The 26,928-nt window shown below is 73.2% G+C and carries 23 protein-coding genes; 13 read left to right on the plus strand and 10 right to left on the minus strand.

The genetic code is table 11. From position 1 onward, the window contains the following. Positions 1 to 37: 37 nt before the first annotated feature. From GA0070213_RS19065 to GA0070213_RS19090, 6 genes are all read right to left on the minus strand, one after another. Positions 38 to 1,213 carry an ROK family protein gene (locus tag GA0070213_RS19065; RefSeq protein ID WP_091065987.1) on the minus strand — a complete coding sequence of 392 codons (1,176 nt, stop codon included), beginning with the start codon at positions 1,211 to 1,213 and terminating at the stop codon, positions 38 to 40. Between the two features lie 32 nt (positions 1,214 to 1,245). Next, positions 1,246 to 2,505 carry a sugar ABC transporter permease gene (locus GA0070213_RS19070; RefSeq protein WP_091065990.1) on the minus strand — a complete coding sequence of 420 codons (1,260 nt, stop codon included), beginning with the start codon at positions 2,503 to 2,505 and terminating at the stop codon, positions 1,246 to 1,248. Next, positions 2,502 to 3,320, minus strand: a complete 819-nt coding sequence (locus GA0070213_RS19075; protein WP_091065994.1) for an ATP-binding cassette domain-containing protein — start codon at positions 3,318 to 3,320, stop codon at positions 2,502 to 2,504. Before GA0070213_RS19075 ends, GA0070213_RS19070 begins: the two co-directional genes overlap by 4 nt. A gap of 107 nt (positions 3,321 to 3,427) precedes the next feature. Further along, positions 3,428 to 4,531, minus strand: coding sequence for a sugar ABC transporter substrate-binding protein (locus tag GA0070213_RS19080; protein WP_091066000.1), 1,104 nt, complete (start codon positions 4,529 to 4,531; stop codon positions 3,428 to 3,430). A 188-nt stretch (positions 4,532 to 4,719) separates the two neighbouring features. Next, complete coding sequence (ybaK, locus tag GA0070213_RS19085; protein ID WP_091066003.1) at positions 4,720 to 5,199, minus strand: Cys-tRNA(Pro) deacylase; 480 nt, start codon at positions 5,197 to 5,199, stop codon at positions 4,720 to 4,722. A gap of 72 nt (positions 5,200 to 5,271) precedes the next feature. Beyond that, the gene (locus GA0070213_RS19090) at positions 5,272 to 6,504 is read right to left on the minus strand and encodes a THUMP-like domain-containing protein (RefSeq protein ID WP_091066007.1); all 1,233 of its coding nucleotides are present in this window, start codon (positions 6,502 to 6,504) and stop codon (positions 5,272 to 5,274) included. 256 nt (positions 6,505 to 6,760) lie between these two features. On the opposite strand from GA0070213_RS19090, the gene groES reads away from it, so the two are divergent. The 3 genes from groES to GA0070213_RS19105 all read left to right on the plus strand — a co-directional run bounded on the left by groES (position 6,761) and on the right by GA0070213_RS19105 (position 10,566). Next, on the plus strand, positions 6,761 to 7,075 hold the full coding sequence (gene groES / locus GA0070213_RS19095; RefSeq protein ID WP_088998427.1) for a co-chaperone GroES: 315 nt from the start codon (positions 6,761 to 6,763) through the stop codon (positions 7,073 to 7,075). Between the two features lie 70 nt (positions 7,076 to 7,145). Then, entirely contained in the window at positions 7,146 to 8,792 is a 1,647-nt protein-coding gene (groL, locus tag GA0070213_RS19100; RefSeq protein WP_091066010.1) for a chaperonin GroEL, read from the plus strand. Positions 8,793 to 8,916: 124 nt separating this feature from the next. Next, complete coding sequence (locus tag GA0070213_RS19105; protein ID WP_175441404.1) at positions 8,917 to 10,566, plus strand: sulfite oxidase; 1,650 nt, start codon at positions 8,917 to 8,919, stop codon at positions 10,564 to 10,566. Between the two features lie 235 nt (positions 10,567 to 10,801). On the opposite strand, the gene GA0070213_RS19110 is transcribed toward GA0070213_RS19105, so the two are convergent. Then, a complete protein-coding gene (locus GA0070213_RS19110) occupies positions 10,802 to 11,182 on the minus strand; it encodes a WhiB family transcriptional regulator (protein WP_091066160.1) in 381 nt (126 codons plus the stop codon). Positions 11,183 to 11,434: 252 nt separating this feature from the next. On the opposite strand from GA0070213_RS19110, the gene GA0070213_RS19115 reads away from it, so the two are divergent. Continuing rightward, positions 11,435 to 12,250, plus strand: a complete 816-nt coding sequence (locus tag GA0070213_RS19115) for a response regulator transcription factor (RefSeq protein WP_091066017.1) — start codon at positions 11,435 to 11,437, stop codon at positions 12,248 to 12,250. A gap of 12 nt (positions 12,251 to 12,262) precedes the next feature. Here GA0070213_RS19115 and GA0070213_RS19120 read toward each other — a convergent pair whose 3' ends face one another. Further along, positions 12,263 to 12,667: a DUF5319 domain-containing protein gene (locus GA0070213_RS19120; RefSeq protein ID WP_091066020.1), complete on the minus strand. Its 405-nt coding sequence runs from the start codon at positions 12,665 to 12,667 to the stop codon at positions 12,263 to 12,265. Positions 12,668 to 12,864: 197 nt separating this feature from the next. Between GA0070213_RS19120 and guaB the strand changes: the two genes are divergently transcribed. The 4 genes from guaB to GA0070213_RS19140 all read left to right on the plus strand — a co-directional run bounded on the left by guaB (position 12,865) and on the right by GA0070213_RS19140 (position 18,593). Beyond that, entirely contained in the window at positions 12,865 to 14,427 is a 1,563-nt protein-coding gene (gene guaB / locus GA0070213_RS19125; protein ID WP_091066024.1) for an IMP dehydrogenase, read from the plus strand. A gap of 36 nt (positions 14,428 to 14,463) precedes the next feature. Next, a complete protein-coding gene (locus GA0070213_RS19130) occupies positions 14,464 to 15,585 on the plus strand; it encodes a GuaB3 family IMP dehydrogenase-related protein (RefSeq protein ID WP_091066027.1) in 1,122 nt (373 codons plus the stop codon). A 60-nt stretch (positions 15,586 to 15,645) separates the two neighbouring features. Further along, the gene (locus GA0070213_RS19135) at positions 15,646 to 17,043 is read left to right on the plus strand and encodes a M1 family metallopeptidase (RefSeq protein WP_091066030.1); all 1,398 of its coding nucleotides are present in this window, start codon (positions 15,646 to 15,648) and stop codon (positions 17,041 to 17,043) included. 89 nt (positions 17,044 to 17,132) lie between these two features. Continuing rightward, entirely contained in the window at positions 17,133 to 18,593 is a 1,461-nt protein-coding gene (locus GA0070213_RS19140) for a M1 family metallopeptidase (RefSeq protein WP_091066034.1), read from the plus strand. A gap of 20 nt (positions 18,594 to 18,613) precedes the next feature. Here GA0070213_RS19140 and GA0070213_RS19145 read toward each other — a convergent pair whose 3' ends face one another. Further along, positions 18,614 to 19,714 carry an LCP family protein gene (locus tag GA0070213_RS19145; protein ID WP_091066038.1) on the minus strand — a complete coding sequence of 367 codons (1,101 nt, stop codon included), beginning with the start codon at positions 19,712 to 19,714 and terminating at the stop codon, positions 18,614 to 18,616. A gap of 132 nt (positions 19,715 to 19,846) precedes the next feature. Here GA0070213_RS19145 and GA0070213_RS19150 point away from each other — a divergent pair, with 132 nt between their 5' ends. Both GA0070213_RS19150 and guaA read left to right on the plus strand, forming a co-directional pair. Continuing rightward, positions 19,847 to 21,529, plus strand: coding sequence for an FAD-dependent oxidoreductase (locus tag GA0070213_RS19150; RefSeq protein ID WP_091066041.1), 1,683 nt, complete (start codon positions 19,847 to 19,849; stop codon positions 21,527 to 21,529). Positions 21,530 to 21,648: 119 nt separating this feature from the next. Next, on the plus strand, positions 21,649 to 23,205 hold the full coding sequence (gene guaA / locus GA0070213_RS19155) for a glutamine-hydrolyzing GMP synthase (protein ID WP_091066045.1): 1,557 nt from the start codon (positions 21,649 to 21,651) through the stop codon (positions 23,203 to 23,205). A gap of 7 nt (positions 23,206 to 23,212) precedes the next feature. Here the strand turns inward: guaA and GA0070213_RS19160 are convergent, their stop codons facing one another. Further along, the gene (locus GA0070213_RS19160; protein ID WP_091066049.1) at positions 23,213 to 23,530 is read right to left on the minus strand and encodes a PspC domain-containing protein; all 318 of its coding nucleotides are present in this window, start codon (positions 23,528 to 23,530) and stop codon (positions 23,213 to 23,215) included. 144 nt (positions 23,531 to 23,674) lie between these two features. On the opposite strand from GA0070213_RS19160, the gene GA0070213_RS19165 reads away from it, so the two are divergent. From GA0070213_RS19165 to GA0070213_RS19175, 3 genes are all read left to right on the plus strand, one after another. Further along, positions 23,675 to 24,622, plus strand: coding sequence for an NUDIX hydrolase (locus GA0070213_RS19165; RefSeq protein WP_091066054.1), 948 nt, complete (start codon positions 23,675 to 23,677; stop codon positions 24,620 to 24,622). Between the two features lie 73 nt (positions 24,623 to 24,695). Continuing rightward, the gene (locus GA0070213_RS19170; RefSeq protein ID WP_425412843.1) at positions 24,696 to 25,640 is read left to right on the plus strand and encodes an NUDIX hydrolase; all 945 of its coding nucleotides are present in this window, start codon (positions 24,696 to 24,698) and stop codon (positions 25,638 to 25,640) included. A 346-nt stretch (positions 25,641 to 25,986) separates the two neighbouring features. Further along, positions 25,987 to 26,898 carry a CDP-alcohol phosphatidyltransferase family protein gene (locus GA0070213_RS19175; protein WP_091066057.1) on the plus strand — a complete coding sequence of 304 codons (912 nt, stop codon included), beginning with the start codon at positions 25,987 to 25,989 and terminating at the stop codon, positions 26,896 to 26,898. The last annotated feature ends 30 nt before the right edge of the window (positions 26,899 to 26,928 follow it).

Raw genomic sequence — 26,928 nt, forward strand, 5'->3', positions numbered from 1 at the left:
CCGGCCATCCGCACCTTGGTACGGATCACCGGGCCGATCAGTTCAGCGGGTCGGCCAGGAGACGTTCGAAGGCCAGCTCGGCGGCGCCGATCAGCGCCGCGTCGTCGCCGAGTTCCGGGGTACGCAGCCGCACGTGCTCCAGGCAGGCGGGCAGCCCGTTGCGGTTGAGCCGGCTGCGCACCTGGGCGGCGGCGGCCAGGTAGAGGTCGCGCATGGTGCCGCCGAAGATGACCATCTCCGGGTTGAAGATGTTGACCAGGTTGGCCACGCCGAAGCCGAGCCAGTCGCCGGCCTGCCGGACCGCGCTCTGCGCCCGGGCGTCCCCGCGGTCGGCGGCGTCGAAGACGCCCAGCAGGGCGTCCCGGCCGCGCGCCTCGGCGTGACCGGCGGCGCGCAGCAGCCCGTACTCGCCGATCTCGGTCTCCCAGCAGCCGCGCCGCCCGCAGTCGCAGCGCGCGCCGTCGCGGACCACCACCATGTGGCCGACCTCGCCGCCGTAGCCGCCGTGCCCGGTCAGCCGTCGCCCGCCGGCGATGATGCCGGCGCCGACGCCGACGTCCCCGTACAGATAGATGACGTTGTCGCAGCCGGTGGCCGCGCCGCGGGCGTGTTCGGCGAAGGCCGCCACGTCGGCCACGTTGCCCACCGTGATCGGCACGTCGATGCCGAGTTCGTCGGCGAGCGCCGCGCCGATCGGCTCGTCCACCCACCCGGTGGTGGGGCTGAGCCGCACCAGCCCGTCGTCGCGGCGGACCATGCCGCAGACCGCGACCCCGGCGCCGACGCAGAACGACTCCGGCGGCACCGTCTGGTGCATCTCCTTGACCGCGCCGGCCAGCAGCGGGGCGGCCTCCCCGGCGACCAGGTTGCGCGGCCGGTCCAGTTCCCGGCGGTCGAGCACCTCGCCGCCGAGCCCGACCCGCGCGGCCCGCAGCCGGTCCACCTCGACGCTGTACGCGTACGCGTAGACCCGTCCCGACTCGGGCCGGACGACCAGTGACGGTCGTCCGGCCCGGCCGGTCTCCTTCGGCGTCCCCTCGCTGACCAGACCGGCGCCGGCCAGGTCGGCGGTCAGCGCGCCGATGGTGCTGCGGTTGAGCCCGAGCGCGGTGGTCAGCTCCGCGCGGCTGGTGGCCCCGTGCACGTGCACGTAGCGGAGCAATGCGCCCAGGTTCTGCCGTCGGATCTCGTCCTGGCTGGGACCCGCGCGCATTGCCACTGCCATGGTGTGTCCGTACCTCGGGGTCAGCGCACGCCGGTGGCGGCGGCGCGCCGCCGCGACAGCGCGTCGATGGTGGCGGCGGCGAGCAGCACCACGCCGGTGACCACGTACTTGACGCCCGAGCTGTATCCCATCAGTCCCATACCGTTGTCGATCACCGCGATCACCGCGCCACCGAGCACGGCGTCGAGGACCCGGCCCTTGCCGCCGAAGAGGCTGGTGCCGCCGATCACCGCCGCGCCGACGGCGTAGAGCAGCACGTTACTGCCACCGGTGTTGGGGTCGACCGAGTTGGCCCGGCTGGCCGCCACGATGCCGCCGATGGCGGCCATCCCGGAGCAGATGACGAAGACCGAGATACGGATCTTGTCGACGTTGATGCCGGCCCGGCGGGCCGCCTCGGCGTTGCCGCCGACCGCGTAGATGTGCCGGCCGTAGCTGGTGCGCTGGAGCACGAACGTCCAGACGACCAGCAGCAGCGCGATGATCGGCACCACGATCGGCACGCCCTTGAGCGAGACCACCAGGACGTTGCGGCTGCGCTCCAGGTTGAGCACGTAGACCGCGACGCCGAGGATCACGGCGAGCCCGCCGATCCGCGCGGCGACCACCGCGATCGGGTCGGTGAGCAGGCCGCGCGCGGACCGGTTGCGGTGGCGCAGCAGCTGCACGGCCGCGTACCCGCCGACGGCGAGCGCGGCGAGCGTCCAGCCCAGCACGGGGGAGAGGTTGCGGTTGGCGATCGCGACCAGCACGTCGTCCCGGACCGCGATGTTGGCGCCCTCGTCCATCAGCGTCAGCACCACGCCCTGGAAGGCGAGGAAGCCGGCGAGCGTCACCACGAAGGAGGGGATGCCGACCTTCGCGACCAGCAGGCCGAGCACGGTGCCGATCACCACGCCGGTGACGACGGCGGCGAGCACCGCGACGTACCAGGGGTAGCCGAGCACGGTGACCACGTTGGCCAGGATCGCCGCGCAGACGCCGCTGGCGAAGCCGGCGGAGAGGTCGATCTCGCCGAGCAGCAGGACGAAGACCAGGCCCATCGCGATCAGCGTGACCGCCGCGCCCTGGGTGAACAGGTTCGCCAGGTTGCCGGCGGTGAAGAACGACGGGCGGGCGATCGAGAAGCCCACCGCGAGCACGAGCAGCATGATCACGGCGGGCAGGGCGCCGATGTCGCCACCGCGTACCCGGCGCCAGTAGTTGCTCACGTGGCTGCCCACGGTCGGCGCCGGCGTGACGCTGGCCGGGCCTTCCTTCTTGACGGCGGTCGCGGTCATCGGACGGCTCCTGGGGTGATGTCGGCGGGCGCGGCGCCGGTGCCGTTGCTGCCCGGCTCGCCGGTGAGGCCGAGGTCGCCGGAGCGACCGGCGGTGATCAGCTCGACCACCTGCGAGTGGGTGATGTCGGTGGTCTTCACCTGGGCGACCATCTGGCCGAGGTAGAGCGCGGCGATCCGGTCGGAGACGGCGAAGACGTCGTTCATGTTGTGTGAGATGAGCACCACGGCCAGACCCTTGTCCGCGAGCCGGCGGACCAGCTCCAGCACCTGGGCGGTCTGCGCGACACCGAGCGCGGCGGTCGGCTCGTCCAGGATGACCAGCTTGCTGTTCCAGAGCACCGCCTTGGCGATGGCCACCGTCTGCCGCTGCCCGCCGGAGAGGCTGGAGACGTGCTGGCGCAACGACTTCACGGTGCGCACGCTCAGGCCGGCCAGGGTCTCGGCGGCCATCTGCTCCATGGTCGGCTCGTCGAGCACGAGGCCGCTGCGCTTCTCCCGGCCGAGGAACATGTTCTGCACGATGTCGAGGTTGTCGCAGAGCGCCAGGTCCTGGTAGACGACCTCGATCCCGAGCGCGGCGGCGTCCCGGGGGCTGTTGATGCTCACCGGCCGGCCGTCGAAGATGAACTCGCCGGCCTCGGTGGGGTAGATGCCGCTGATGCACTTGACCAGGGTCGACTTGCCGGCGCCGTTGTCGCCGACAAGCGCGGTCACCTCGCCGGGGTGCGCGGCGAAGGCGACGTCACGCAGCACCTGGACGGGACCGAAGCTCTTGTCGATCCCGCGTAGCTCCAGCAGGGGGGTTGCGGACACGGGGGTCTCCTTTGGGCGGAGGGAGGTCTCGGATCCCGTCCGGCGTGGGCGCCGCCCGGCACGGGAGTGGTCCCCGTGCCGGGCGGCGCCGCCTGAGGCGGGGTGGTTCAGCTCACGCCGGCGTCGGTGCAGAGCTTGGCGAACGCGCCGGTGCAGAGCTCTTCCTTGGTGACGTAACCGTCGGCCACGACGTCCTTGACGTTGTCCTTGTAGATGGCCTTCGGCTCCAGCAGCACGGCCGGCACGTCCCGGTTGCCCTCCGGGTCCTTGACGGTCTGGCCGGTGTCCTTCTTCTCGCCCTTGGCGAGCGCGATGGCCAGCTCGGAGGCGGCGTCCGCCTCCTTCTTGACCGCCTTGTAGACGGTCATGCACTGGTCACCGGCGAGGATGTTCTGCAGGCCCTCCTTGGTGGCGTCCTGCCCGGTCACCGGGACCTTGCCGTTGAGCTTGTTCTTCTTCAGCACCGAGATGGCCGCGTTGCCGAGGCCGTCGTTGGCGGCCAGCACGCCGTCGATCTTGCCGCCGGCCTTGGTCAGCTGCTGCTCGAAGATGGTGGCGGCCTGCGCGTTGTCCCACGCCGGCACCGGGTCGTCGGCGACCTTGGTGTATTCCTTCGAGTCGAACTTCGGCTTGAGCACCGAGTCGTACCCGTTCTTGAACAGGGTGGCGTTGTTGTCGGTCGGCGAGCCGTTCAGGTAGGAGATCGCCGGGTTCTTGACGCCCTTGTCCGTCAGGCACTTGCTCAGGCCCTCGCCCTGGAGCTTGCCGACGGCCTCGTTGTCGAAGCTGACGTAGTACTGGGCGGAGCCGCCCAGGGTCAGCCGGTCGTAGTCGATGGTGGCGACGCCCTGCGACTTGGCCTTGTCGAGCACGGCCTTGCCGGTGCCGGAGTCCAGGTTGACGATCATCAGCACGTTCACGCCGTTGGTGATCATCTGGTCGGCGATGGTCTGGAACGCGGTCTTGTCGTTCTGCGCGTTCTGGATGTCGGACTCGACCCCGGCGGCGTCGAACGCCTCCTTGAGGAACTTGCGGTCCGCGCCCTCCCAGCGGGCGGAGGACTTGCTGTCCGGCAGGATCACGCCGATCTTCGGCTTCTTGTCGTTCGAACCGCCGGCCTGGTCGGAAGAACCGCCGTTGTCACCACAGGCGGCCATGCTGCCGGTCGCGAGGAGACCGACGGCCGCGAAGGTGAGGAAGCCCTTGCGCATGTGCACGGGTCCTTTCGGGGGGTGGGGGGAGTTGCGTTCGGTGTTTTGTTGTGTCCGGCAACGTATTCCGCGCTTCCCGCGCTCCGCAAGAGTGCCGAGGTCAGAAGTTTGTTGGCGGCGGTAACAATTCAGCAACGCGGTTGTCACCGCACCGACACCGGCTGCGGAAACGCTCCCAGACGTCCGGTTCAGCCGGCCGCGATCGGGGCGCTCACGGCCCCGGTCAGCGTCACCAGATCGGCCGGCGCGAGCTGCACCTGGAGACCCCGGCGGCCGGCCGAGACATAGACGGTCGGGTGATCCAGTGCGGACGCGTCGACCACGGTCGGCAGCGCCCTGCGCTGCCCGAGCGGGCTGATCCCGCCCCGCACGTAGCCGGTCGTCCGCTCGGCCACCGCCCGGTCGGCCAGCACGGCCCGCTTACCCCCGACCGCCGCGGCCAGCGCCTTCAGGTCCAGTTCCCCGGTCACCGGCACCACCGCCACGGTCAGCCCACCGTCGACCTCGGTGACAAGCGACTTGAACACCCGCTCCGGTGGCACCCCGAGCGCGGCGGCGACCAGCGCGCCGTAGTTCGGCGCGTCCGGCGACACGTCGTACGGGTGCGTGGTGTGCGCGACCTTCCGCCTGGTCAGCAGCGCGGTCGCCGGAGTGCCCTGTCCCGCCATGACCGTCAAGCTAACCCGGCCACCGGGTCGGGGCGACTCGGCGGCCGGTGTCGCGGCGGCGGGCGCCGCCGGTCAGCCGGCGGTCGGCACCGGGCGGCAGATCAGCACGGTGGGCGCGCCGGCCACCCGGGTCAGCACCAGACTGGCCGGCTCGTCGCCGGTCAACCGCAGGTCGCGACGCAGCTTCTCCGGCTCCAGCGCCGACCCCCGCTTGCGGATCTCCACCCGGCCGACCCGGCGCTCCCGCAGCAGGGCGCGCAGCCGCTTCAGCGAGAACGGCAGCACGTCGGTGATCTCCAGACAGCGGGCGAACGGGGTGGCGTGCGCCGCGTCCGCGTACAGGTAGGCGATCGTCGGGTCGGCGAGCGTCGCGCCGAGGTCGGCGGCCAACTCCGCGACCAGGTGCGCGCGCACCACCGCCGGGTCCGGGTCGAACAGGAACCGCCGTACCGCGCCCACCGCCGCCTCGGCCGTGCCGGTGCCCGTCAGGTGGTGAGAGGGGGGCCCTTCTCTACCGGAGGCGTTAACAGGGGGCCCCTCCTTGCACCGGAGCACTGTGGCGCGGCGGGGGGTGCCGGCGAGGGGGCCGCACCAGAGCGCGGCCTCGACCAGGTCGCCGTCGACGCTCACCCACTCGGCCTCGGCGCCGGCCGGGATCAGCGCGTGGTCCAGCCCGGGCGCCACCTTGACCACGGTGTGCGGCACCCGCGCGGCCAGCCCGGTGACGAAGTCCCACGGCGGGGAGTAGGCGTTCGGGTCGAAGACGCGGCGGCCGGTTCCGGCCCGCCGGCGCGCCGGGTCGCAGAACACGCCGTCGACCCGGCGCACGTCGAACGCGGTGGCGTCGCCGCACTCGATCGTGACCAGCTCCGCCAGCCCGGCCGCCTCGGCGTTCGCGGCCGCCATCGCGGCGGTCACCGGGTCGGCCTCCACCCCGTACACCCGGATGCCGGCGCGGGCCGCGGCGAGCGCGTCGGCGCCCAGCCCGCAGCCCAGGTCCGCGAGGCTGGTCACGCCCGCGGCGCGCAACCGGGCGGCCCGCCGGTCGGCGACCACCCGACGGGTGGCCTGCTCCAGCCCGGCCCGGGTGAGGAACATCCCGGCCGCCGCCGCGCCGAACTTGCCGGCGGCCCGGCGGCGCAGCTCCGCCTGGGTCAGCGCCGCCGCCGCGAGTCCACCCGGGATCCCGGCCGAGCGCAGCGCGGCCGCCGCCGCCAGCGGGTCGCCGCCGGCCACCTCCGCCGCGGCGGCGAGCGCGGCCGACCCCTCGGGGGTACGCAACGCGGTGAGCTGGTCGAGATCCACCCGACCATTCTCCCGACCCGGTCCGGCGGCGACACGGTGGGCGTGACGCTGGCACTCTCCTTGACGGAGTGCTAGCCGAGGAATAACCTGCGATTAGCACTCTCACCCTGAGGGTGCCAACCTCCGGGCCCTGGTGTCCGGCGGTTGAACGCCAGGCGGACCGGCACCCGCGACGACGGCCCCGCCCGGTGGCATGTGGCAGATTGACGCTGGTCGGCACGCCGACCGGTAACGACACCCAGTACCCCAGGAGGGTATGCCCGTGACTACCGCGACCAAGGTTGCGATCAAGCCGCTCGAGGACCGCATCGTGGTGCAGGCGAACGAGGCCGAGACCACCACCGCCTCGGGCATCGTGATCCCCGACACCGCCAAGGAGAAGCCGCAGGAGGGCACCGTCCTCGCTGTCGGCCCGGGCCGGATCGACGACAAGGGCAACCGCGTGCCGGTCGACGTGAAGGTCGGCGACACCGTTCTCTACTCGAAGTACGGCGGCACCGAGGTCAAGTACGCCGGCGAGGAGTACCTGGTGCTCTCCGCCCGCGACGTCCTCGCGGTCATCGAGAAGTAAGCAACCGATCAGTGTCGTTGCCCCGGTCCGGCTCGCCGGGCCGGGGCAACGTCGCTTCGAAGGGATACTGATGGCAAAGATCCTGAGCTTCTCGGATGACGCCCGGCACCTGCTCGAGCACGGTGTCAACGCCCTCGCGGACGCGGTCAAGGTCACCCTCGGCCCCCGCGGGCGCAACGTCGTCCTGGACAAGAAGTTCGGTGTGCCCACGATCACCAACGACGGCGTGACGATCGCCAAGGAGATCGAGCTCACCAACCCGTACGAGAACCTGGGCGCGCAGCTGGTCAAGGAGGTGGCGACCAAGACCAACGACGTCGCCGGCGACGGGACCACCACCGCGACCGTGCTGGCCCAGGCCATGGTCCGCGAGGGCCTGCGCAACGTGGCCGCCGGCACCAACCCGACCGGCCTGAAGCGGGGCATCGACGCGGCGGCCGCCAAGGTCTCCGAGGCGCTGCTCGGCAAGGCCGTCGAGGTCGCCAGCAAGGAGTCGATCGCGCACGTGGCGACCGTCTCCGCGCAGGACGCCACGATCGGCGAGCTGATCGCCGAGGCGATGGAGCGGGTCGGCCGCGACGGTGTGATCACCGTCGAGGAGGGCTCGGCGCTCACCACCGAGCTGGACGTGACCGAGGGTCTCCAGTTCGACAAGGGCTTCATCTCGCCGAACTTCGTCACCGACGTGGAGGGGCAGGAGTCGGTCCTGGAGGACCCGTACATCCTGATCACCACGCAGAAGATCTCGGCGATCGAGGAGCTGCTGCCGCTGCTGGAGAAGGTCCTCCAGAACAACAAGCCGCTGCTCATCATCGCCGAGGACGTGGAGGGCCAGGCCCTGTCCACGCTGGTGGTCAACGCCATCCGCAAGACCGTCAAGGTCTGCGCGGTGAAGGCGCCCGGCTTCGGCGACCGCCGCAAGGCGATGCTGCAGGACATGGCGGTCCTGACCGGCGCCGAGCTGGTCGCCCCGGAGCTGGGCTACAAGCTCGACCAGGTCGGCCTGGAGGTGCTCGGCACCGCCCGTCGCGTCGTGGTCGACAAGGAGAACACCACGGTCGTCGACGGCGGCGGCCAGTCCACCGAGGTCGCCGACCGGGTCGCCCAGATCCGCAAGGAGATCGAGGCCTCGGACTCCGAGTGGGACCGGGAGAAGCTGTCCGAGCGGCTGGCGAAGCTCTCCGGCGGCATCGCGGTGATCAAGGTCGGCGCGGCCACCGAGGTCGAGATGAAGGAGCGCAAGCACCGCATCGAGGACGCCATCGCCGCGACCAAGGCCGCGGTCGAGGAGGGTACGGTCCCGGGCGGCGGCGCCGCCCTGGCCCAGATCCTGCCGGTGCTCGACGACGACCTGGGCTTCACCGGTGACGAGAAGGTGGGTGTCTCGATCGTGCGCAAGGCGCTGGTCGAGCCGCTGCGCTGGATCGCCCAGAACGCCGGCCACGACGGTTACGTGGTGGTGCAGAAGGTCGTCGGCCAGGAGTGGGGCACCGGCCTCGACGCCGCCACCGGCGAGTACGTCGACCTGGCCAAGGCCGGCATCCTCGACCCGGTGAAGGTGACCCGCAACGCGGTCTCCAACGCCGCCTCGATCGCCGGCCTGCTGCTCACCACCGAGAGCCTCGTGGTGGAGAAGCCGGCCGAGGCGGAGCCGGCCGCCGCCGGCGGGCACGGCCACTCGCACGGCCACGGCCACCAGCACGGCCCGGGCTTCTGACCCGAGGAGTACGGCCCGACGTCGGGGCACATCGCCGAGCCGGCGGTGTGCCCCGACGCCCATCCGCTTACGGAACGCTGACGAGATTGGCAACCGGCCCGACCGGTCGACCACACTGGGCCGGGTGAGCCCGATCTCCCGCCGCCACGCGGCCCTGTCCGGTGTCGTCGCCGCCGTGGTGGCGCTCGGTGTCGCCGAGCCGGTGGCCGTCCTGACCGGTCCCCGGTCCGCCCCCCTGATCGCCGTCGGCGGCCTCGTGGTCGACCTGGTGCCCGAGCCGCTCAAGCAGTTCGCCATCGACGTCTTCGGCAGGTACGACAAGATCGCGCTGCTGGTCGGCACGGCGCTGCTGCTGGCCGGTTTCGCGGCACTGCTCGGCCTGGCCGCGGCCCGACGGCTGGCGTTCGGCCTGGCCGGCATCGCCGCGTTCGCCGCGCTCGGCGTGACCGCCGCGCTGACCCGGCCCGGCGCGGACGGGTTCGACGCGCTGCCCTCGCTGGTCGGTGCCGGTCTCGGCGGGCTGACGCTCTGGGCGTTCGCGGCCGGTCCGCTGCGTGCGGACGGTGGCCCGGCCGGGCCCGCGACGCACCCGGGCGTCCCGGAGCCGGTGGCGCCTCCCGGGCCGACGCCGCCGCCGATGGTCGCCGCGCTCGCCCGCGAGGGGGAGGACCCGGATGGTTGGGAGCCGTCGGAGAGCGGCGGTGACCAGGAGTCGCGGCGCCGGTTCCTGCGTGGCGCCGGCCTGTTGACCGGCGCGGCGGCGGTCGCCGGCCTCGGTGGGCACTGGCTTGCCGGTCGGCGTGGCGTCTCGGCGGCCCGGGAGGCGGTGACGTTGCCCGCCCCGGCGGCGCCCGCCCCGCCGGTGCCGGCCGGCGCGGACCTGTCCCTGCCCCGGCTCGCCCCCTACGTCACCCCGAACCGGGAGTTCTACCGGATCGACACCGCTCTGGTGGTGCCGCAGGTGGACCCGGTCACCTGGACGTTGCGCATCCACGGCCGGGTCCGCAACCCGATCGAACTGAGCTTCGACGAGCTGCTGGCCCGGCCGATGGTCGAGCGCTACGTGACGCTGGCCTGCGTCTCCAACGAGGTGGGCGGCGACCTGATCGGCAACGCTCGCTGGCTCGGCGTGCCGATCAAGGAACTGCTGGACGAGGCCGGCCCGGAGGAGGGCGCGGACCAGGTGGTCGGGCGGTCGGCCGACGGCTGGACCTGCGGCACGCCCACCTCGGTGCTGCGTGACGGGCGGGACGCGCTGCTCGCGGTGGGGATGAACGGCGAGCCGCTGCCGGTCGAGCACGGCTTCCCGGTGCGGATGGTGGTGCCCGGCCTCTACGGGTACGTCTCGGCGTGCAAGTGGTTGACCGAGCTGGAGCTGACCAGCTTCGCCGACTTCGACGCGTACTGGGTGCCCCGCGGCTGGTCCGCCCAGGGCCCGATCAAGACGCAGTCCCGGATCGACACGCCCCGGGCCCGCAGCCGCCCGTCCGCCGGCCCGGTGACGGTCGCCGGGGTGGCGTGGGCGCAGCACCTCGGCGTCCGCCGCGTCGAGGTGCGCGTCGACGACGGCCCGTGGCGGGAGGCGACGCTCGCCCCGGCGGTGTCGTCGGACACCTGGGTGCAGTGGTCGTGGCGCTGGGACGCCACCCCCGGCGAGCACCGCCTCCAGGTACGCGCCACCGACGCGGCCGGCGAGACGCAGCCGGAGCGGCGCAGCCCGGTGGCCCCGGACGGCGCGACCGGTCGGCACACCGTGACGGTGACCGTGGCCTGACCCGCCGAGCCGTTGGCCTGCTGCCCCGCCGGACAGTGCCGGGGCGGACGGCGGGCTGGTCGAACCGGGCTGGGGCGCCGGCGGTCCTCATCGCCTGAGTCGTTTCCGCCATCACGTTTGCAGGCGCCGCACCGGGATCCTGCCCCGGCCGGGCAGCCCGATGAACGTGCCGGGAAGCGGACGACGCGACGCCGCGCCCCGGAGTCCGGGGCGCGGCGTCGGGACGTGCCGGAGGTCAGGCGACCTTGCGCTGGTCGGGAACGGTCTTGTGCGACCGGCCGAGGCGGGCCTCGAGCCGGGCGACGTCCACCCGGGACTGCCGGCGGTCGGCGGCGTCCTCCCAGCCGAGGGCGAGCAGCCGCAGCCGCTCGGACTCGCTGAACCCGCCCCAGACGCCGTACGGCTCACGGACGGCGAGGGCGTGGGCGGCGCACTCGGCGCGCACCGGGCAGGCGCCGCAGACCGTCTTCGCGCCGGTCTCGCGGCGCAGTCGGGACGAGCCGCGCTCGCCGTCCGGGTGGAAGAACTGGGCGCTGTCGCGGCCCCGGCAAGCGCCGAGCCGCTGCCAGTCCCAGAGGTCGACGATGGGTCCAGGCAGCCTACGTACGTTCGACATCAGCACCCCTCCTCCCGCGCGGCACCGCGGAGAATGTTCGTGGCCAGCTACCGGGCGGCGGTCCGCGCGGGATGCCGGTTCCGGATGAACGACTCGGTACCCGAGCCGTCCCCGCCTCACACATCTGTGATCGAAAACCTCGGACACTCCGTGGCATATGCCCCATCTGTCGGAAAAGTTCGGATGATTGCTCGGAACCCCCACCCGACCCCACCCGCTCGTGGTCTGCTCTGAGTCGGAGAGGAGACCACAGTGCGTAGCGTTCTTGTATGCGTACGGACACCATTGGCGGCCCAGCATCTGACCTCCGCGGCGGCGCGGCTCGGGCTGTCCGGCGTCGTCCGGACGGCCGTCTCCGATCCCGAGGTGATGTTGCGGCTGGCCGAGCGCCCGGTCGACGTGGTGCTCGCCGACACCGCCCTGACCCGGCCGGACAGCGCCGGCTTCGTGCGCCGGGTGCTCGCCCGCGCGCCGCAGGCCGCGGTGCTGCTGCTCGGCGCCGAGGAGTCGGAGTCGGCGGCGGCCACCATCAGCGCCGGCGCGCGCGGCCTGATCCAGAACGCCGACCACGATCTGACCAGCGCCGTGGCCAAGGCGCTGCTGCTGCTCTCCGCCCCCGGGCGGGCCAACCGGCACCGGGTGGCCGACGCCGCCCGGGACGCGGCGGCGGTCGGCGGGCCGACCCGGGCGACCGCGCCGGGGCGTACCCCCGGCGGGCCGGGCTGGCCGGCGGCGGCGCCGGTGGATGCCGCGGGCCTGCCCACGATGGTGCCGGTGCAGCGGGGCGAGGACGCCGCCGACCCGGCGGCGGAGGGTTCGGAGACACCCCAGCCGAGCCCGGGCCAGCGCCCGGCGCGGACGCCGCGCAGCGCGATCGGGCTCACCGAGCGTGAGCTTCAGGTGCTGCTCGGCATGGCGGAGGGCAAGAGCAACGCGGAGATCGGGCGGGAGCTGTTCGTCTCCGAGGACACCGTCAAGACGCACGCCCGGCGGCTGTTCCGCAAGCTCGGCGCGCGGGACCGCGCGCACGCGGTGGCCGCCGGTTTCCGGGCCGGTCTGGTCGCCTGAGCGGCGGCCGGATCACTCCGGGGCGGTGTCGTCCGTGCCCTCGGTGAGCGTGTCGTGCACGCCGTCCGCGTAGCCGCGGGCGTAGTCCCAGCTGACGTAGTGGTCGGGATCGGGGTCGTAGGCCGGCTCGTGCACCCGGGGACGCCCCGAGTTGAGCAGGTGACGCAGGTTGCCCCGGAGCAGGTCCCAGTCGAAGTAGTGCGGCTCGCGGCAGTCCTCGCACTCGATCACCAGGCCGCGCACCCCGATCGGCTGGAGCAGGGCCTGGTAGATCTCCAGATCGGCGAGATCCTCCAGGACGTCCTGCCGCTCGACCTCGGTCAGCGGGTCGAGTGTCTCCTCCTCGCCGGAGTCGTGCAGGCCGGCAGCCGGATCGGCCGGGTCGCCGTTGAACGGGTCGATGGGCTCGTCGTGCACCCTCTCACCGTAGACCCCGCGCCGCCGGAAAGCCCGCCCCCGGCCGCGCTGTGGCCCGGCCTACCCCGGGCCCGCCGCTGCCCGGGACCGACCGGGCCAGTGGGTACGATGAGGCGACGCGCCGTCACCCCGGTGCGCGCCCCTGCCCGCGCGCGCCACCTCGCTGCAGCCCGTTCGACCAGCTCAGGGGAGCAATCGTGGAGAATTCGCCCAGCACCGAGATCCCGACCGGCCCCGACGGCGGCGAGCTGGGCGGCCATCTGCCCGAGCTGCCGGCCGGCTCCGCCCGGGTGGTGCCGCTCGGGCTGACCTTCGACGACGTGCTCCTCCAGCCCGGCGAGTCGGACGTCGTGCCCAGCCGGGTCAACACCCGCACCCGGCTCACCCGCAACATCGAGCTGACCGTGCCGCTGCTCTCCAGCGCGATGGACACCGTCACCGAGGGGCGGATGGCGATCGCCATGGCCCGCCAGGGCGGCATCGGCGTGCTGCACCGCAACCTCTCCGTGGACGACCAGGCGCTCCAGGTCGACCTGGTCAAGCGCTCCGAGTCCGGCATGATCACCAACCCGGTGACGGCCAGCCCGGACGACACGCTCCGCGACGTCGACGCGCTCTGCGGCCGCTACCGCATCTCCGGCGTCCCGCTCGTCGACGGCCAGGGGCAGTTGGTCGGCATCGTCACCAACCGCGACATGCGCTTCGTCTCCGACCCGGCCACGCCGGTCCGCGACATCATGACCCGGACCCCGCTGATCACCGCGCCGGTCGGGGTGAGCAAGGACGACGCGCTCGCCCTGCTGCGCCGGCACAAGGTCGAGAAGCTGCCAATCGTGGACGAGTCCGGCAAGCTGCGCGGCCTGATCACGGTCAAGGACTTCACCAAGAGCGAGCAGTACCCGGACGCCACCAAGGACGAGGCGGGCCGGCTCCGGGTCGCCGCCGCGATCGGCGTCGGCGAGGACTCCTACAAGCGGGCGCGCACGCTCGTCGACGCCGGCGTCGACGTGCTGATCGTGGACACCGCCCACGGTCACCAGCGGGCCGTGCTGGAGATGGTCGCCCGGCTCAAGCGGGACGTGACCATCGACATCGTGGGCGGCAACATCGCCACCTACGCGGGCGCGAAGGCCCTGGTCGACGCGGGCGCCGACGGCATCAAGGTGGGCGTCGGCCCCGGCGCCATCTGCACCACCCGGATCGTGGCCGGGGTGGGCGTGCCGCAGATCACCGCGATCATGGAGGCGGCCCGGGCCGCCCGCCCGGCCGGCGTGCCGGTGATCGGTGACGGCGGCATCCAATACTCCGGCGACATCGCCAAGGCGCTGGTGGCCGGCGCCGACACGGTGATGCTCGGCAGCCTGCTGGCCGGCTGCGAGGAGAGCCCCGGCGAGCTGATCTTCGTCAACGGCAAGCAGTACAAGGCGTACCGGGGGATGGGCTCGCTCGGTGCGATGCAGTCCCGCGGCCAGGTCAAGTCCTACTCCAAGGACCGCTACTTCCAGCAGGACGTCACCAACGACGAGAAGCTGGTCCCCGAGGGTGTCGAGGGTCAGGTGCCCTACCGTGGCCCGCTCGCCCAGGTCGCGCACCAGCTCACCGGCGGTCTGCGACTCGCGATGGGCTACGCGGGCGCGGAGAGCATCGCCGAGCTGCACGAGCGTGGGCAGCTCATCCGGATCACCGCGGCCGGGCTCAAGGAGAGCCACCCGCACGACATCCAGATGACCGTCGAGGCGCCCAACTACCACACCCGCTGACCTCTCCCTCCACCCCCGAACACATCTGGAGTCCCCATGCGTGACGTGGTCGAGATCGGGCTGGGCAAGACCGCGCAGCGCGGTTACCACCTGGACGACATCGCCATCGTGCCGAGCCGCCGCACCCGGGACGTCGACGACGTCTCCACCGCGTGGCAGCTCGACGCCTACCCGTTCGGCATCCCCTGCGTCGCGCACCCCTCGGACGCGACCATGAGCCCCGCCTCCGCGGTGCGCCTGGGTGAGCTGGGCGGCCTCGGCGTGCTCAACGTCGAGGGCCTCTGGACCCGCTACGAGAACCCCACCAAGATCCTGGAGGAGCTGGCCGGCCTCGGCGAGGACGCCCGGGCCACCAAGCGCCTCCAGGAGGTCTACGCCGAGCCGATCCGCCCCGACCTGATCGCCGAGCGGGTCCGTGAGCTGCGGGACGGCGGCGGCACGGTGGCCGTCCGGGTCTCGCCGCAGCACACCCTGGCGCTGGCCCCGGTGATCCTCGACGCCGGCGTGGACATCCTGGTCATCCAGGGCACCCTCGTCTCCGCCGAGCACGTCTCCACCACCGACGAGCCGCTGAACCTCAAGGAGTTCATCGCCGACCTCGACCTGCCGGTCATCGTCGGCGGCTGCACCGACTACAAGACCGCGCTGCACCTGATGCGCACCGGCGCGGCCGGCGTGATCGTGGGCATCGGCGGCGACGACTGGTCGACCACCGAGTCGGTGCTCGGCATCCGGGTGCCGATGGCCACCGCCATCGCCGACGCCGCCGCGGCCCGTCGCGACTACCTCGACGAGACCGGCGGCCGGTACGTGCACCTGATCGCCGACGGCGACATGCAGACCTCCGGCGACATCGCCAAGGCGCTCGGCTGCGGCGCGGACGCGGTGATGCTCGGCGAGCCGCTCTCGCTCTGCGAGGAGGCCCCGGCCGGCGGCGCCTGGTGGCACTCCGCCGCCAGCCACCCGTCGCTGCCCCGGGGCGCGTTCGAGGTGGCCGGCGAGCCGATCGGCTCGATGGAGCGGCTGCTGTTCGGCCCCGCCGACGAGCCGGACGGCCAGCTCAACCTCTTCGGCGGCCTGCGCCGGGCGATGGCCAAGTGCGGCTACCGCGACCTCAAGGAGTTCCAGAAGGTCGGCCTGGTCCTGGACCGCCCCTGACGCGCCGCCGCTTCACCCCGACTCCACCGGCCGGCGCCGCCGGTCACCTAGGGTCGGGGGATGGCGCACAGGCGGGTGTGGACGGCGGTCGTGGCGGCGGCGGCGCTCGCCGTCGGCGGGTGCACGGGCGGCGACGACGGCGACGGGTTCCGGCCCGGTGCCGCGGACGCCGGTGACCCGTACGTGCCGGGGGCCGGCAACGGCGGCTACGACGTCGGGCACTACGCGCTGGACGTCCGCTACGAGCCGGCGGACGACCGGCTCACCGGCACGGCCACGCTGACCGTCACCGCCACCCAGGCGTTGTCGCGGTTCCAGCTCGACCTGGCCGGCCTCACCGTGGACCGGGTCCGGGTCGACGGTGAGCCGGCGAAGCACCGGCACGACGGCGCGGAGCTGGTCGTGACGCCGGCGCGTGGGCTGCCGGCCGGGAAGCGGTTCACCGTCGAGGTGGCGTACGGCGGGGTGCCCCGGCCGCTGCCCGCCGCCGAGCTGGGCGACGGCGGGTTCCACCACACGCCGGACGGGGCGATCGCGCTCGGCCAGCCGGAGTCGGCCAGCACCTGGTTCCCGGTCAACGACCACCCGTCGGACAAGGCCACCTACGACGTCGCGGTCACCGTGCCGGACGGGCTCGCCGCGCTCTCCAACGGGGTACCGAAGGGCCGGTCGAGCGCTGGCGGCCGGACCACCTGGCGCTGGTCCGAGCGCTCGCCGATGGCCAGCTACCTGACCACGCTGGTGATCGGCGACTACCGGGTCGCCACCGGCACGCACGCCGGCAAGCCGCTGGTCACCGCCGTCGCCGCGGCGCTGCCCGCGGACGGGCCGGCAGCCGCGTCGATCGCCCGCACCGGCGAGGTCGCCGACTTCCTGGCCGCCCGCTTCGGGCCGTACCCGTTCGACGCGTACGGCGGGGTGGCGGTCGCCGACGACCGGATCCGGTACGCGCTGGAGACCCAGACCCGCCCGGTCTACGGGCCGGGCTTCTTCCGCAGCGGTCGGCCGAACACCGAGGTGGTCGCGCACGAGCTGGCCCACCAGTGGTTCGGCGACAGCGTGTCGGTGGCCCGGTGGGGCGACATCTGGCTCAACGAGGGCTTCGCCACGTACGCCGAATGGCTCTGGGCCGAACACGACGGCGGGCGGAGCGTGGCGCGGACCGTCGCCGACCGCTACGCCGCCACCGACTGGTCGAAGCCGTCGGTCGACCCGGGCCGGGCCGGGATGTTCGGCGACGCGGTCTACCAGCGGGGCGCGCTCGCGGTGCACGCGCTGCGCCGCGCGCTCGGCGACGAGACGTTCTACCGCGTCCTGCGTGGGTGGCTGGCGCAGCGCCGCGACGGCAACGCCACCACCGCGGACTTCATCGGGTACGCGGAACGGGCCGCCGGCCGGCCGCTGCGCGCGCTCCTGGACACCTGGCTGATCGGGGCGACGCCGCCGGGCCTGCCGTGACGCGGACGTGATCGACACTCGGTAGGCTGCCGCGGGCGGAACGGCCCGCGGGCAGGGCCGCCGTTCGGGCCCCGGGAGGGATCGAGGCGATGGCGCGGCGCGGCGGACGACGACGGCTCGGGCTGCTGGCCTGCGGGACGCTGCTGCTGGCCGGCTGCGGATCGGCCGAGCCGGACCGGAGCGCGGCGGCGCCCACCGAGCCCGGCCCGACCGCCACCCGAAGCTTCGCGCCCGGGGCGGCCGGCGTCGGCGACAGCTACTTCCCGAGCTACGGCAACGGCGGCTACGACGTCGCGAACTACACGATCAAGGTGCGCTACGACCCGGAGACCGACAAGCTGACCGGCACCACCACGGTACGGGCCACCGCGACCGCCGACCTGTCCGCCTTCAACCTGGACCTGGCCGGGCTGACGGTCCGCTCGGTCACCGTGGACGGCGCCGCGGCCCGGCACGCCCGCACCGACGACGAGCTGGTCGTCACGCCCGCCACCGGCCTCACCTCCGGCAACGGCTTCGTCACCGAGATCCGGTACGACGGCAGGCCGGCGGCCCTGCGCACCGAGGCGCTCGGCGAGGGCGGCTGGCTGCACACCACCGACGGGGCGATCGCGCTCGGCCAGCCGGAGTCGGCGAGCACCTGGTTCCCGGTCAACGACCACCCGTCGGACAAGGCCACCTACGACGTCGAGGTCACCGTGCCGAAGGGGCTCACGGCGGTCTCCAACGGGGTGCCGAAGGGGAAGTCGACGGCCGGTGACTGGACCACCTGGCGCTGGGCGGAGGGCTCGCCGATGGCCAGCTACCTGAGCATGGTGGCGATCGGCAAGTTCCGGGTCACCACCGCCGAGCACAAGGGACGGCCGGTCTTCAGCGCGGTCGCCGCGCAGCTGCCCGAGGGCGGCGCGCCGGACCGTTCGATCGCCCGCACCGTCGAGGTCGCCGACTACCTGGAGAGCATCTTCGGGCCGTACCCGTTCGACGCGTACGGCGGCGTGGTGGTGGCCGACGACCGGATCCGGTACGCGCTGGAGACGCAGGCCCGGCCGGTCTACGCCGCCAGCTTCTTCCGGCGGGGCGACAACACCGACGTGGTGGCGCACGAGCTGGCCCACCAGTGGTACGGCGACAGCGTCTCGATCCAGCGCTGGCAGGACATCTGGCTCAACGAAGGGCTGGCCACGTACGCGGAGTGGCTGTGGGCCGAGCACAGCGGGTCGTCGACCGTCCAGCGTACGTTCGAGCAGACGTACGCCGCGGCGTCGGGCCTGGTGTGGCGGACGCCGCCGGGCAAGCCGGGGGTGGAGAACCTGTTCGGCCGGTCCGTCTACGAGCGCGGTGCGATGACCGTGCACGCGTTGCGGCTGGCGGTGGGCGACACCGCGTTCTTCACCGTCCTGAAGACCTGGGCGGCGGAGCGGAAGAACGGCAACGCCACCACCGCGGACTTCGTGGCGGTGGCGGAGCGGGTGTCCGGCAAGAAGCTGGACAAGCTCTTCGACGCCTGGCTGTTCGGCACCGAACGACCCCCCGCACCGAAAGTGAAGTAGGGCGGGCCCCGCTCGACACCTCAGGTCTTCACGCGCAGGGACGGGTGGGCGGCCAGGAACGCGTCGGCCTTGCCGCCGCGCAGCGCGGTGAGGAAGTCGCGGCCCGGCTTCTGGAGCTGCTCGCCCCGGTACGCCCCACCGCTGCCCACCCCGGTGCCGGGCAGCCCGACCAGGGTGATCCGGTCCGCCGGCAGGCCACCCAGGGCGTACCCGAAGTCGACGAGCTTCCGCCCGCCGCCGACGTACACCAGGGTCTTGCCGAGCGCGGCGACCACCTGCTCGACCCGCTGCGGGTCGCGGGGCGCGCCCTGGTCGAGCAGCTTGCGGGCGAGCGCGCGGAGCAGTTGCTGCTGGTGCCGCTGCCGGGTGTAGTCGCCGCCGGCGGTGTAGCGCTGCCGGGCGTAGTCCAGCGCCTGCCAGCCGACCAGGTGCCGGTCGCCCTTCTGGTAGACCATCTGCGGCCCGGTGTAGCCGCCCCCGCCCAGCGGGCGCATCTTCCCGTCCGGCCGGCGGTGCTTGGAGGCGACCTTCTGGTCGACGTAGAGGTCGACGCCGCCGAGCGTGTCCACGAGCTTGTCGAAGCCGCCGAAGGTGATCACCGCGCCGGCGTCGATGCGCAGCCCGGTGTAGCGGGAGACGGTGGTGCGCAGCAGCTCGTAGCCCTGGGCGGCGCTGGGGTGGGCCTTGTCGCCCGGCACCCGGCTGCCGTAGCTCATCGCGTGGGTGAGTTTCGTCTTCCCGCCGGGGTAGCGGGCCTTCGGGAAGGCCGGGATGTCGACCACCAGGTCGCGGGGGAGGGAGAACAGGTACGCCCGGTCCAGCCCGGCGGGGACGTGCAGCACCAGCACGGCGTCGGCGTGCGGCTCCCACCCGGGGATGCTGACCCGGGTGTCGACGCCGACGAGCATCAGGTTGAGCGGGCCGGTCAGGTCGGCGCCGGGCGGCGGCGTCGGGCTGGCCGTGGTCGGCGCCGGCGTGGGGGAGCCGGGTGACGAGGTGGCCGGCGCGGCGGCCCGGGTCGGCGCGTGGTGGCCGACCAGTCGGGTGGTCACCACCGTGCCGCCGGCGACCAGCAGCGCCGCCACCAGGGCGGCCAGGCCGAGCAGGCGTCGTCTCGTCACGCGTTCTTTCCTCTCCCGTGGGATTCGACGCGTCCGGTGCCGCCGAAGGTTGCACCGGCGGTCGGAGCGCTCTGCATGATCTGCGAAAAAGTCGTGCTGGCGCCATAGCTACCCGTCGGTAATGATGCGTTCATGCGCTACGACGTGGTCGTCATCGGTTCGGGCTTCGGCGGCAGCGTCACCGCGCTCCGGCTGGCCGAGAAGGGCTACTCGGTGGGCGTCCTGGAGGCCGGCCGGCGCTTCGCCGACGACGAGTTCCCGAAGACGTCCTGGCAGGCGCGGCGGTTCCTCTGGGCGCCGAAGCTCGGCTGCTTCGGGCTGCAACGGATCACCCTGCTCCGCTCCGCCGACCGGAAGGCCGGCGGCGGGGTGATGGTGCTCTCCGGCGCCGGGGTCGGCGGCGGGTCGCTGGTCTACGCGAACACGCTCTACGAGCCGCTGGACGCGTTCTACGCCGACCCGCAGTGGCGGGACATCACCGACTGGCGCGACGAGCTGGCCCGCCACTACGACCAGGCGAAGCGGATGCTCGGCGTCACCACGTACCCGATCGACACCGGCGCGGACCGGGCGATGCGGGCGGTGGCCGAGCGGATGGGGGTGGCGCACACCTTCCACCCGACCCCGGTCGGCGTGCACATCGGCCGGCCCGGGCAGCGGGTGGCGGACCCCTACTTCGGCGGCGTCGGGCCCGACCGCACCGGGTGCAGCCACTGCGGCTCGTGCATGACCGGCTGCCGGCACGGCGCCAAGAACACGCTGGTCAAGAACTACCTCTGGCTCGCCGAGCGGCTCGGCGCGCAGGTGCACCCGCTGACCACCGTCACCGCCGTGCGGCCGGCGGAGGCCGGCGGCTACGCGGTGCACACCGAGCGCACCGGGGCGTGGCTGCGCAAGCGCCGCGCGGTGATCCACGCCGACCAGGTGGTCTTCGCGGCCGGCGCGCTCGGCACCCAGCGGCTGCTGCACGAGATGAAGGCGACCGGCGCGCTGCCGGCGCTCTCGCCGAAGCTGGGCGAGCTGACCCGGACCAACTCGGAGGCGATCCTCGGCGCGTCGGTGGGATCCGGGGCGGCCCGGCGGCGTGGCCTGGACTTCTCCGAGGGGGTGGCGATCACCAGCTCGTTCCATCCCGACCCGCAGACCCACATCGAGCCGGTCCGCTACGGCAAGGGCTCCAACGCGATGGGCCTGCTCCAGTCGCTGCTCGTCGACGGCGGGCCGCACCGGGTCCGGCGCTGGCTGGGCAGCATCGTCCGGCAGCCGGGGCTGGCCGCGCGGATGCTGTCCGTGCGCGGCTGGTCCGAGCGCACCGTCATCGCGCTGGTCATGCAGTCGGTCGACAACTCGCTGACCACCCGCTGGCGGGGTCGTCGCCTGGTCTCCGGCCCCGGTCACGGCGCGCCCAACCCGACCTGGATCCCGGCCGGCAACGAGGCGGTCCGGCTGCTCGCCGAGGAGATCGACGGCACCCCTGGTGGCGCCGTGACCGAGCCGTTCAACATCCCGATGACCGCGCACATCCTCGGCGGGGCGGTGATCGGCGCCACCCCCGCCGACGGCGTGGTCGACCCGTGGCACCGGGTGTACGGCCACCCGGGGCTGCACGTGGTGGACGGCGCGGCGGTCTCGGCGAACCTGGGCGTCAACCCGTCGCTGACGATCACCGCGCAGGCCGAGCGCGCCATGTCGTTCTGGCCCAACAGGGGCGAGGCCGACCCACGCCCGGCGCCCGGCTCCCCGTACACCCGGGTGGCGCCGGTGCCGCCGCGCAATCCCGCCGTCCCCCCGCACGCCCCCGCCGCGCTGAGGTGAAAGGAAGGGGCCCTTCTTAACGCCTCCGGTAGAGGCGGGGCCCCTTGTTAACACATTCGAGCCACGACACCGCCGGGGCGCGTCCGCGCGGCCGGTGACTGTCGGTAGGCTTTGCGCACATGAGCACGCCTCGCCCCGTCCTCGTGGTGGACTTCGGAGCCCAGTACGCCCAGCTCATCGCGCGCCGCGTCCGCGAGGCCAAGGTCTACTCGGAGATCGTCCCGCATTCCATGCCGGTGTCCGAGATGCTGGCGAAGAACCCGGCCGCGATCATCCTGTCCGGCGGTCCGGCCAGCGTCTACGCCCCGGAGGCGCCGCAGATCGACGCCGGCGTGTTCGACGCCGACGTGCCGGTCTTCGGCATCTGCTACGGCTTCCAGGCGATGGCCCAGGCGCTCGGCGGCACGGTGTCGCGCACCGGCAACCGCGAGTACGGCGGCACCCCGCTGCGTCCGCGCCTGACCGAGCCCGGCGTGCTGCTCCGCGACCTGCCGGCCGACCTGCCGGTCTGGATGAGCCACGGCGACTGCGTGACCGAGGCGCCGGCCGGCTTCACGGTGACCGCCGAGTCGGCGGGCGCTCCGGTGGCCGCGTTCGAGGACCTGGCCGGCCGGCGGGCCGGCGTGCAGTTCCACCCGGAGGTGGGGCACACCGCGCACGGGCAGGAGATGCTGACCCGCTTCCTCTACGACATCGCGGGCGTCGCGCCGACCTGGACGCCCGAGGGCATCATCGACGAGCAGGTCGCCAGGATCCGTGAGCAGGTCGGCGACAAGGAGGTCATCTGCGGCCTCTCCGGCGGCGTCGACTCGGCGGTCGCGGCGGCGTTGGTGCACCGGGCGGTGGGCGACCAGCTCACCTGCGTCTTCGTCGACCACGGTCTGCTGCGGGCCGGCGAGGCCGAGCAGGTGGAGAAGGACTACGTGGCGGCGACCGGCATCACGCTCAAGGTGGTCGACGCCCGGGAGCGGTTCCTCGGCGCGCTCGCCGGGGTGACCGATCCGGAACAGAAGCGCAAGATCATCGGGCGGGAGTTCATCCGGGTCTTCGAGGCCGCCGCCCGGGAGATCGCCGCGCACGGCGACGTCGAGTTCCTGGTGCAGGGCACGCTCTACCCGGACGTGGTGGAGTCCGGTGGCGGCACCGGCACCGCCAACATCAAGAGCCACCACAATGTCGGCGGTCTGCCCGAGGATCTGAAGTTCTCCCTGGTCGAGCCGCTGCGCACGCTGTTCAAGGACGAGGTCCGCACGATCGGTCTGGAGCTGGGGCTGCCCGAGGCGATGGTGTGGCGGCACCCGTTCCCCGGCCCGGGCCTGGCCATCCGGATCATCGGCGCGGTCGACGAGGAGCGCCTCGCCGTGCTCCGCAAGGCCGACCTGATCGCCCGGGAGGAGCTGACCGCGGCGGGCCTGGACCGGGGGGTCTGGCAGTTCCCGGTGGTGCTGCTGGCCGATGTCCGCAGCGTCGGCGTGCAGGGCGACGGGCGCACCTACGGCCACCCGGTGGTGTTGCGCCCGGTCTCCAGCGAGGACGCGATGACCGCCGACTGGTCCCGGCTGCCCTACGACGTGGTGGCCCGGATCTCCACCCGGATCACCAACGAGGTCGCCGAGGTCAACCGGGTGGTCCTGGACGTGACCAGCAAGCCGCCGGGCACCATCGAGTGGGAGTGACGCCGGGTCACGCGGCCGGCGGCGGCCCGGCCTGAGTGCCGGGCCCGGCCGGCGGGACCGGCGGCCACCCGGGCGCGGTGCCCGGCGGGTGCGGCCAGGCGGGTGCGCCGGCCGGCTCCTCGGGCATCAGGAACCACATGATCGGGTACGCGAGCGCGGCCAGCCCGCCGGTGAGCACGGTGGCGGTCGCGAAGACCACCCGGACCAGCGTGGGGTCGAGGGCGAAGTAGCGTCCGAGCCCGCTGGCCACCCCGGCGATCATGCGGTCGCTGACCGGGCGGCGGAGCTGCTTGTACGGGGCCTGGGAGGGGTTCGTGGAGGTCATGTGTCCACGGTCCCGCGCCGTCCGCCGGGCGACCTCGGTGACCGCCCGGACGCCTACCCTGATCCATCCCTGAGGCGCCAGCGAAGAGTCAGGAATCTGACTCTTTTCGATGGAGGTAACCCGGCCCGGGGAGAATTTGCTCCCGTGACCACCTCGCTGGAGCCGCTGCGCAGGATCGCGGCATACGCAGTTTGTGCTGATTCAAACGGCCGAGTGTTGCTGGTCCGCGCATCGGAGCGCTCCGGCACCCCCGGCACCTGGTCCCTCCCGGGAGGGGCGGTCGACCATGGTGAGGACCCCAAGCACACCGTCGTCCGGGAGACCGCGGCCGAGACCGGGCTCTCGGTCGCCGTCGCCGGCCTGCAGGACGTGCTCGCCGACATGCGGGCGCTGCCCGAGCGACGCATCACGATCCACACCGATCGCCTGCTCTACACCGTGTCGGTGCGCGGTGGGACGCTCACCGAACGGGTCGACCGCCCCACCGACCTGGCCCGCTGGTTCACCCTCGACGAGGCCCGGGAGCTGCCGCTGCGGTCGTTCACCGCACGTGCCCTGGGCCTGCCCACCTCGACCGACGACGTCGTGCCGGAAGAGGTCCCCGAGTTCCCGTCGTTCTACGCGGTCCCCGGCCCGGACGGGCTGCACCGGGCGCAGCGCTTCGCCGCCTACGCGGTGGTGACCGACCCGGAGGAGCGGGTGCTGCTGACCCGCGTCTCCGACGGCTACCCGGGCGCCGGTTGCTGGCACCTGCCCGGCGGCGGCACCGACTACGGTGAGCAGCCCGCCGCGGCGCTGATCCGGGAACTGGTCGAGGAGACCGGGCAGACCGGCCGTCTGGTCGAGCTGCTCGGGGTGGCGAGCCACCGCGACGCCGCCTCGCTCGGCCCGGAGGGCTACCCGATCGACTGGCACGGCGTGCGCGCCTTCTACCGGGTGGTCGTCGACCAGCCCGCCCCGTGCACGGTGGCGGACGTCGGCGGCTCCACCTGCGAGGCCCGCTGGTTCCGCCGCGAGGAACTCGGCGCCCTCCCCACCGACCGCCTCACCGAGGTGACCGCCGAGGCCGTCCAGGCCGCCCACCTGCTCTGACCGTCCGCCCGGCCCTTCCCCGGTGATCATGAGGTTGACGGGACGAGATGTCCGCCCCGGGGCCGCTAACCTCATGATCGACGCAGCGACGGGCGGGGAGGCGCGGGTGGAGCAGTGGCGGCGGGTGGGGGCGTTCGGGGTTCTGCGCGACGGGCAGGGGCGGGTGCTGCTGGCGCGGGGCGGGCCTAGGTGCCCCTATCCGGGGGTGTGGCAGCTTCCGGGGGGCGGGGTCGAGCACGCCGAGCACCCGGCCGACGCGGTGGTACGCGAGTTCGCCGAGGAGACCGGGCTGACGGTGGCGGTCGGCAGGCTCGCCGACGCGGTCGCCGACGTGTCCGTCCATCCGCCCGACGGCGTGGCGGTGCACACCGACCGGCTGATCTTCGAGGTCGAGGCCCGGGGCGGGCGGCTGCGGCCCGAGGAGGCCGGCGGCAGCGACGAGGTCGGCTGGTTCAGCGCCGAGGAGGCCGCGGCCCGCCCGCTGATGCCGTTCACCGCCGAACTGCTCGGCCTGCCGGTGTCGCCGCTGCCGGCCGACCTGCCCCGGCCCCTGCCCTCGGCCCCGGCCGGCCCGCCCGCCGACCGCCGCGTGCGCTTCGCCGCGTACGGGCTGGTCACCGATCCGGACGACCGGGTGCTGCTCACGATGATCGCCGACGGCTATCCGGGCGCGGGCCGCTGGCACCTGCCGGGAGGCGGGACCGACCACGGCGAGCAGCCGGCCGCCGGGCTGCTCCGCGAGCTGGTCGAGGAGGCCGGTCAACTGGGTCGGGTGGTGGATCTGCTGGCCGTGGACAGCCGACACACGCCGGCCGCGCTCGGTCCGGAGGGTCGACCGCTGGACTGGCACGGCATCCGGGTGATCTACCGGGTGCGGGTGGACGTGCCGACCGAGGCGGTGGTGACCGAGCTGGCCGGTGGCTCCACCGCCCGGGCCGGCTGGTTCACCCGGGACCAGGTGGCCGGCCTGTCGATGACCGACGTGGCCGTCCGGGCCACCCGGCGGCGGGTGAGCTGAACCGCTCGCCGAGCCGCCCTGGGCCACCTCCGGTACAGTCAGGAGTTGGGACAGGCCGATGAAAGTGGGCGTTCAGGCCCGAGATGGGAATGATTGAGCGGTTCGCGCGGTTAAGGGAGTTATAAGTACCGCCGGCAGCTATACCCAAGCCCTTGTCCCCTGTGCAATGGTGTACTCCGCAAATGGGCTGCCGGGCCCGAAAGGTCCGGCACGAGACAGCCGGACACCCGCCCCGACGTGGGCGGCCAGTCGATCCGGTGATGGAGGAAACGTGCCGAGAGCCCCATGGCGCCGGCGTCGTACGACTGACAGTCCGCGCCCCGCAGGGCGTCGCTGGGCGGGCCGGTTGCGCCGCAGCAGCACGTTCGCCCGCCAGGTGCTTCTGGTCCGGGTGGGCCGCCGCGACGGCCTGGCCGGTTCCGGGTCCGACCTGGTCACCCCCGGCCAGGGCTACGCCGACCGCCAGCGCATCCGCTACGGCCGCTTCGACGCCGACGTGGAAGCCGTGCGCCCGATCAGCCCGGCGCTCCCCATGACCGCGCCGGTCGACGAGTCCCCGGCGATGTCGATCCCGCTCCTGCCGGGTGAGCGCACCGCCGCCCGGCGCGCCAAGTTCGCGCTGGTCAACGCGTGCACCCTGAGCAGCCTCATGCTCGGCATGCTGGCCATCTTCCTGGCCATGCAGGGCGAGGTGCGGCTGGCCGCGGTCTGCCTGATCGCGTGCGTCGCGTTCGACGGCCTCGACGGCGCGCTTGCCCGCAAGCTCGGCGTGGCCAGCCCGTTCGGCGCGCAGATGGACTCGCTCGCCGACATGTGCTCGTTCGGCCTCGCCGCGCCGGTGGTGGTCTACGCCTCCCTGGCCGGTTCGGTGCCGCCGGCGGCCGCCGCGGTCGCCTGCGCGCTGGTCGCGGCGTGCGCGGCCATCCGGCTCGCCCGGTTCAACGTCTCGCCGAAGGACGGCCGCTTCTTCTGCGGCGTGCCCACCACCATGGCGGCCATGGTGCTCGCCCTGACCGTGGCGATCGGCGTGCCGGTCCCCGGCCTGGTCATGGTCGCCGGCGTGGCGCTGCTCGCCTTCGCCATGGTGTCGAGCTTCCCCTACGCCAAGCTCGCCCGGCTGCTGAAGCTGCCGCCGTGGCTCTGGTTCGTCCCGGTGGTCGGCGCGCTCGTCGACATCCGGCTCACCTTCGCCCTCGTGGTGGTGGGCTACCTGGTCAGCGGCCCGCTGCTCTGGCTGCACCAGCGTCGCGCCGCCTGAGCCGACGACACGTACGACACGAAGGGCGCC

The organism is Micromonospora humi, from assembly GCF_900090105.1.
In the GTDB taxonomy this organism is placed as follows: Bacteria; Actinomycetota; Actinomycetes; order Mycobacteriales; family Micromonosporaceae; genus Micromonospora; species Micromonospora humi.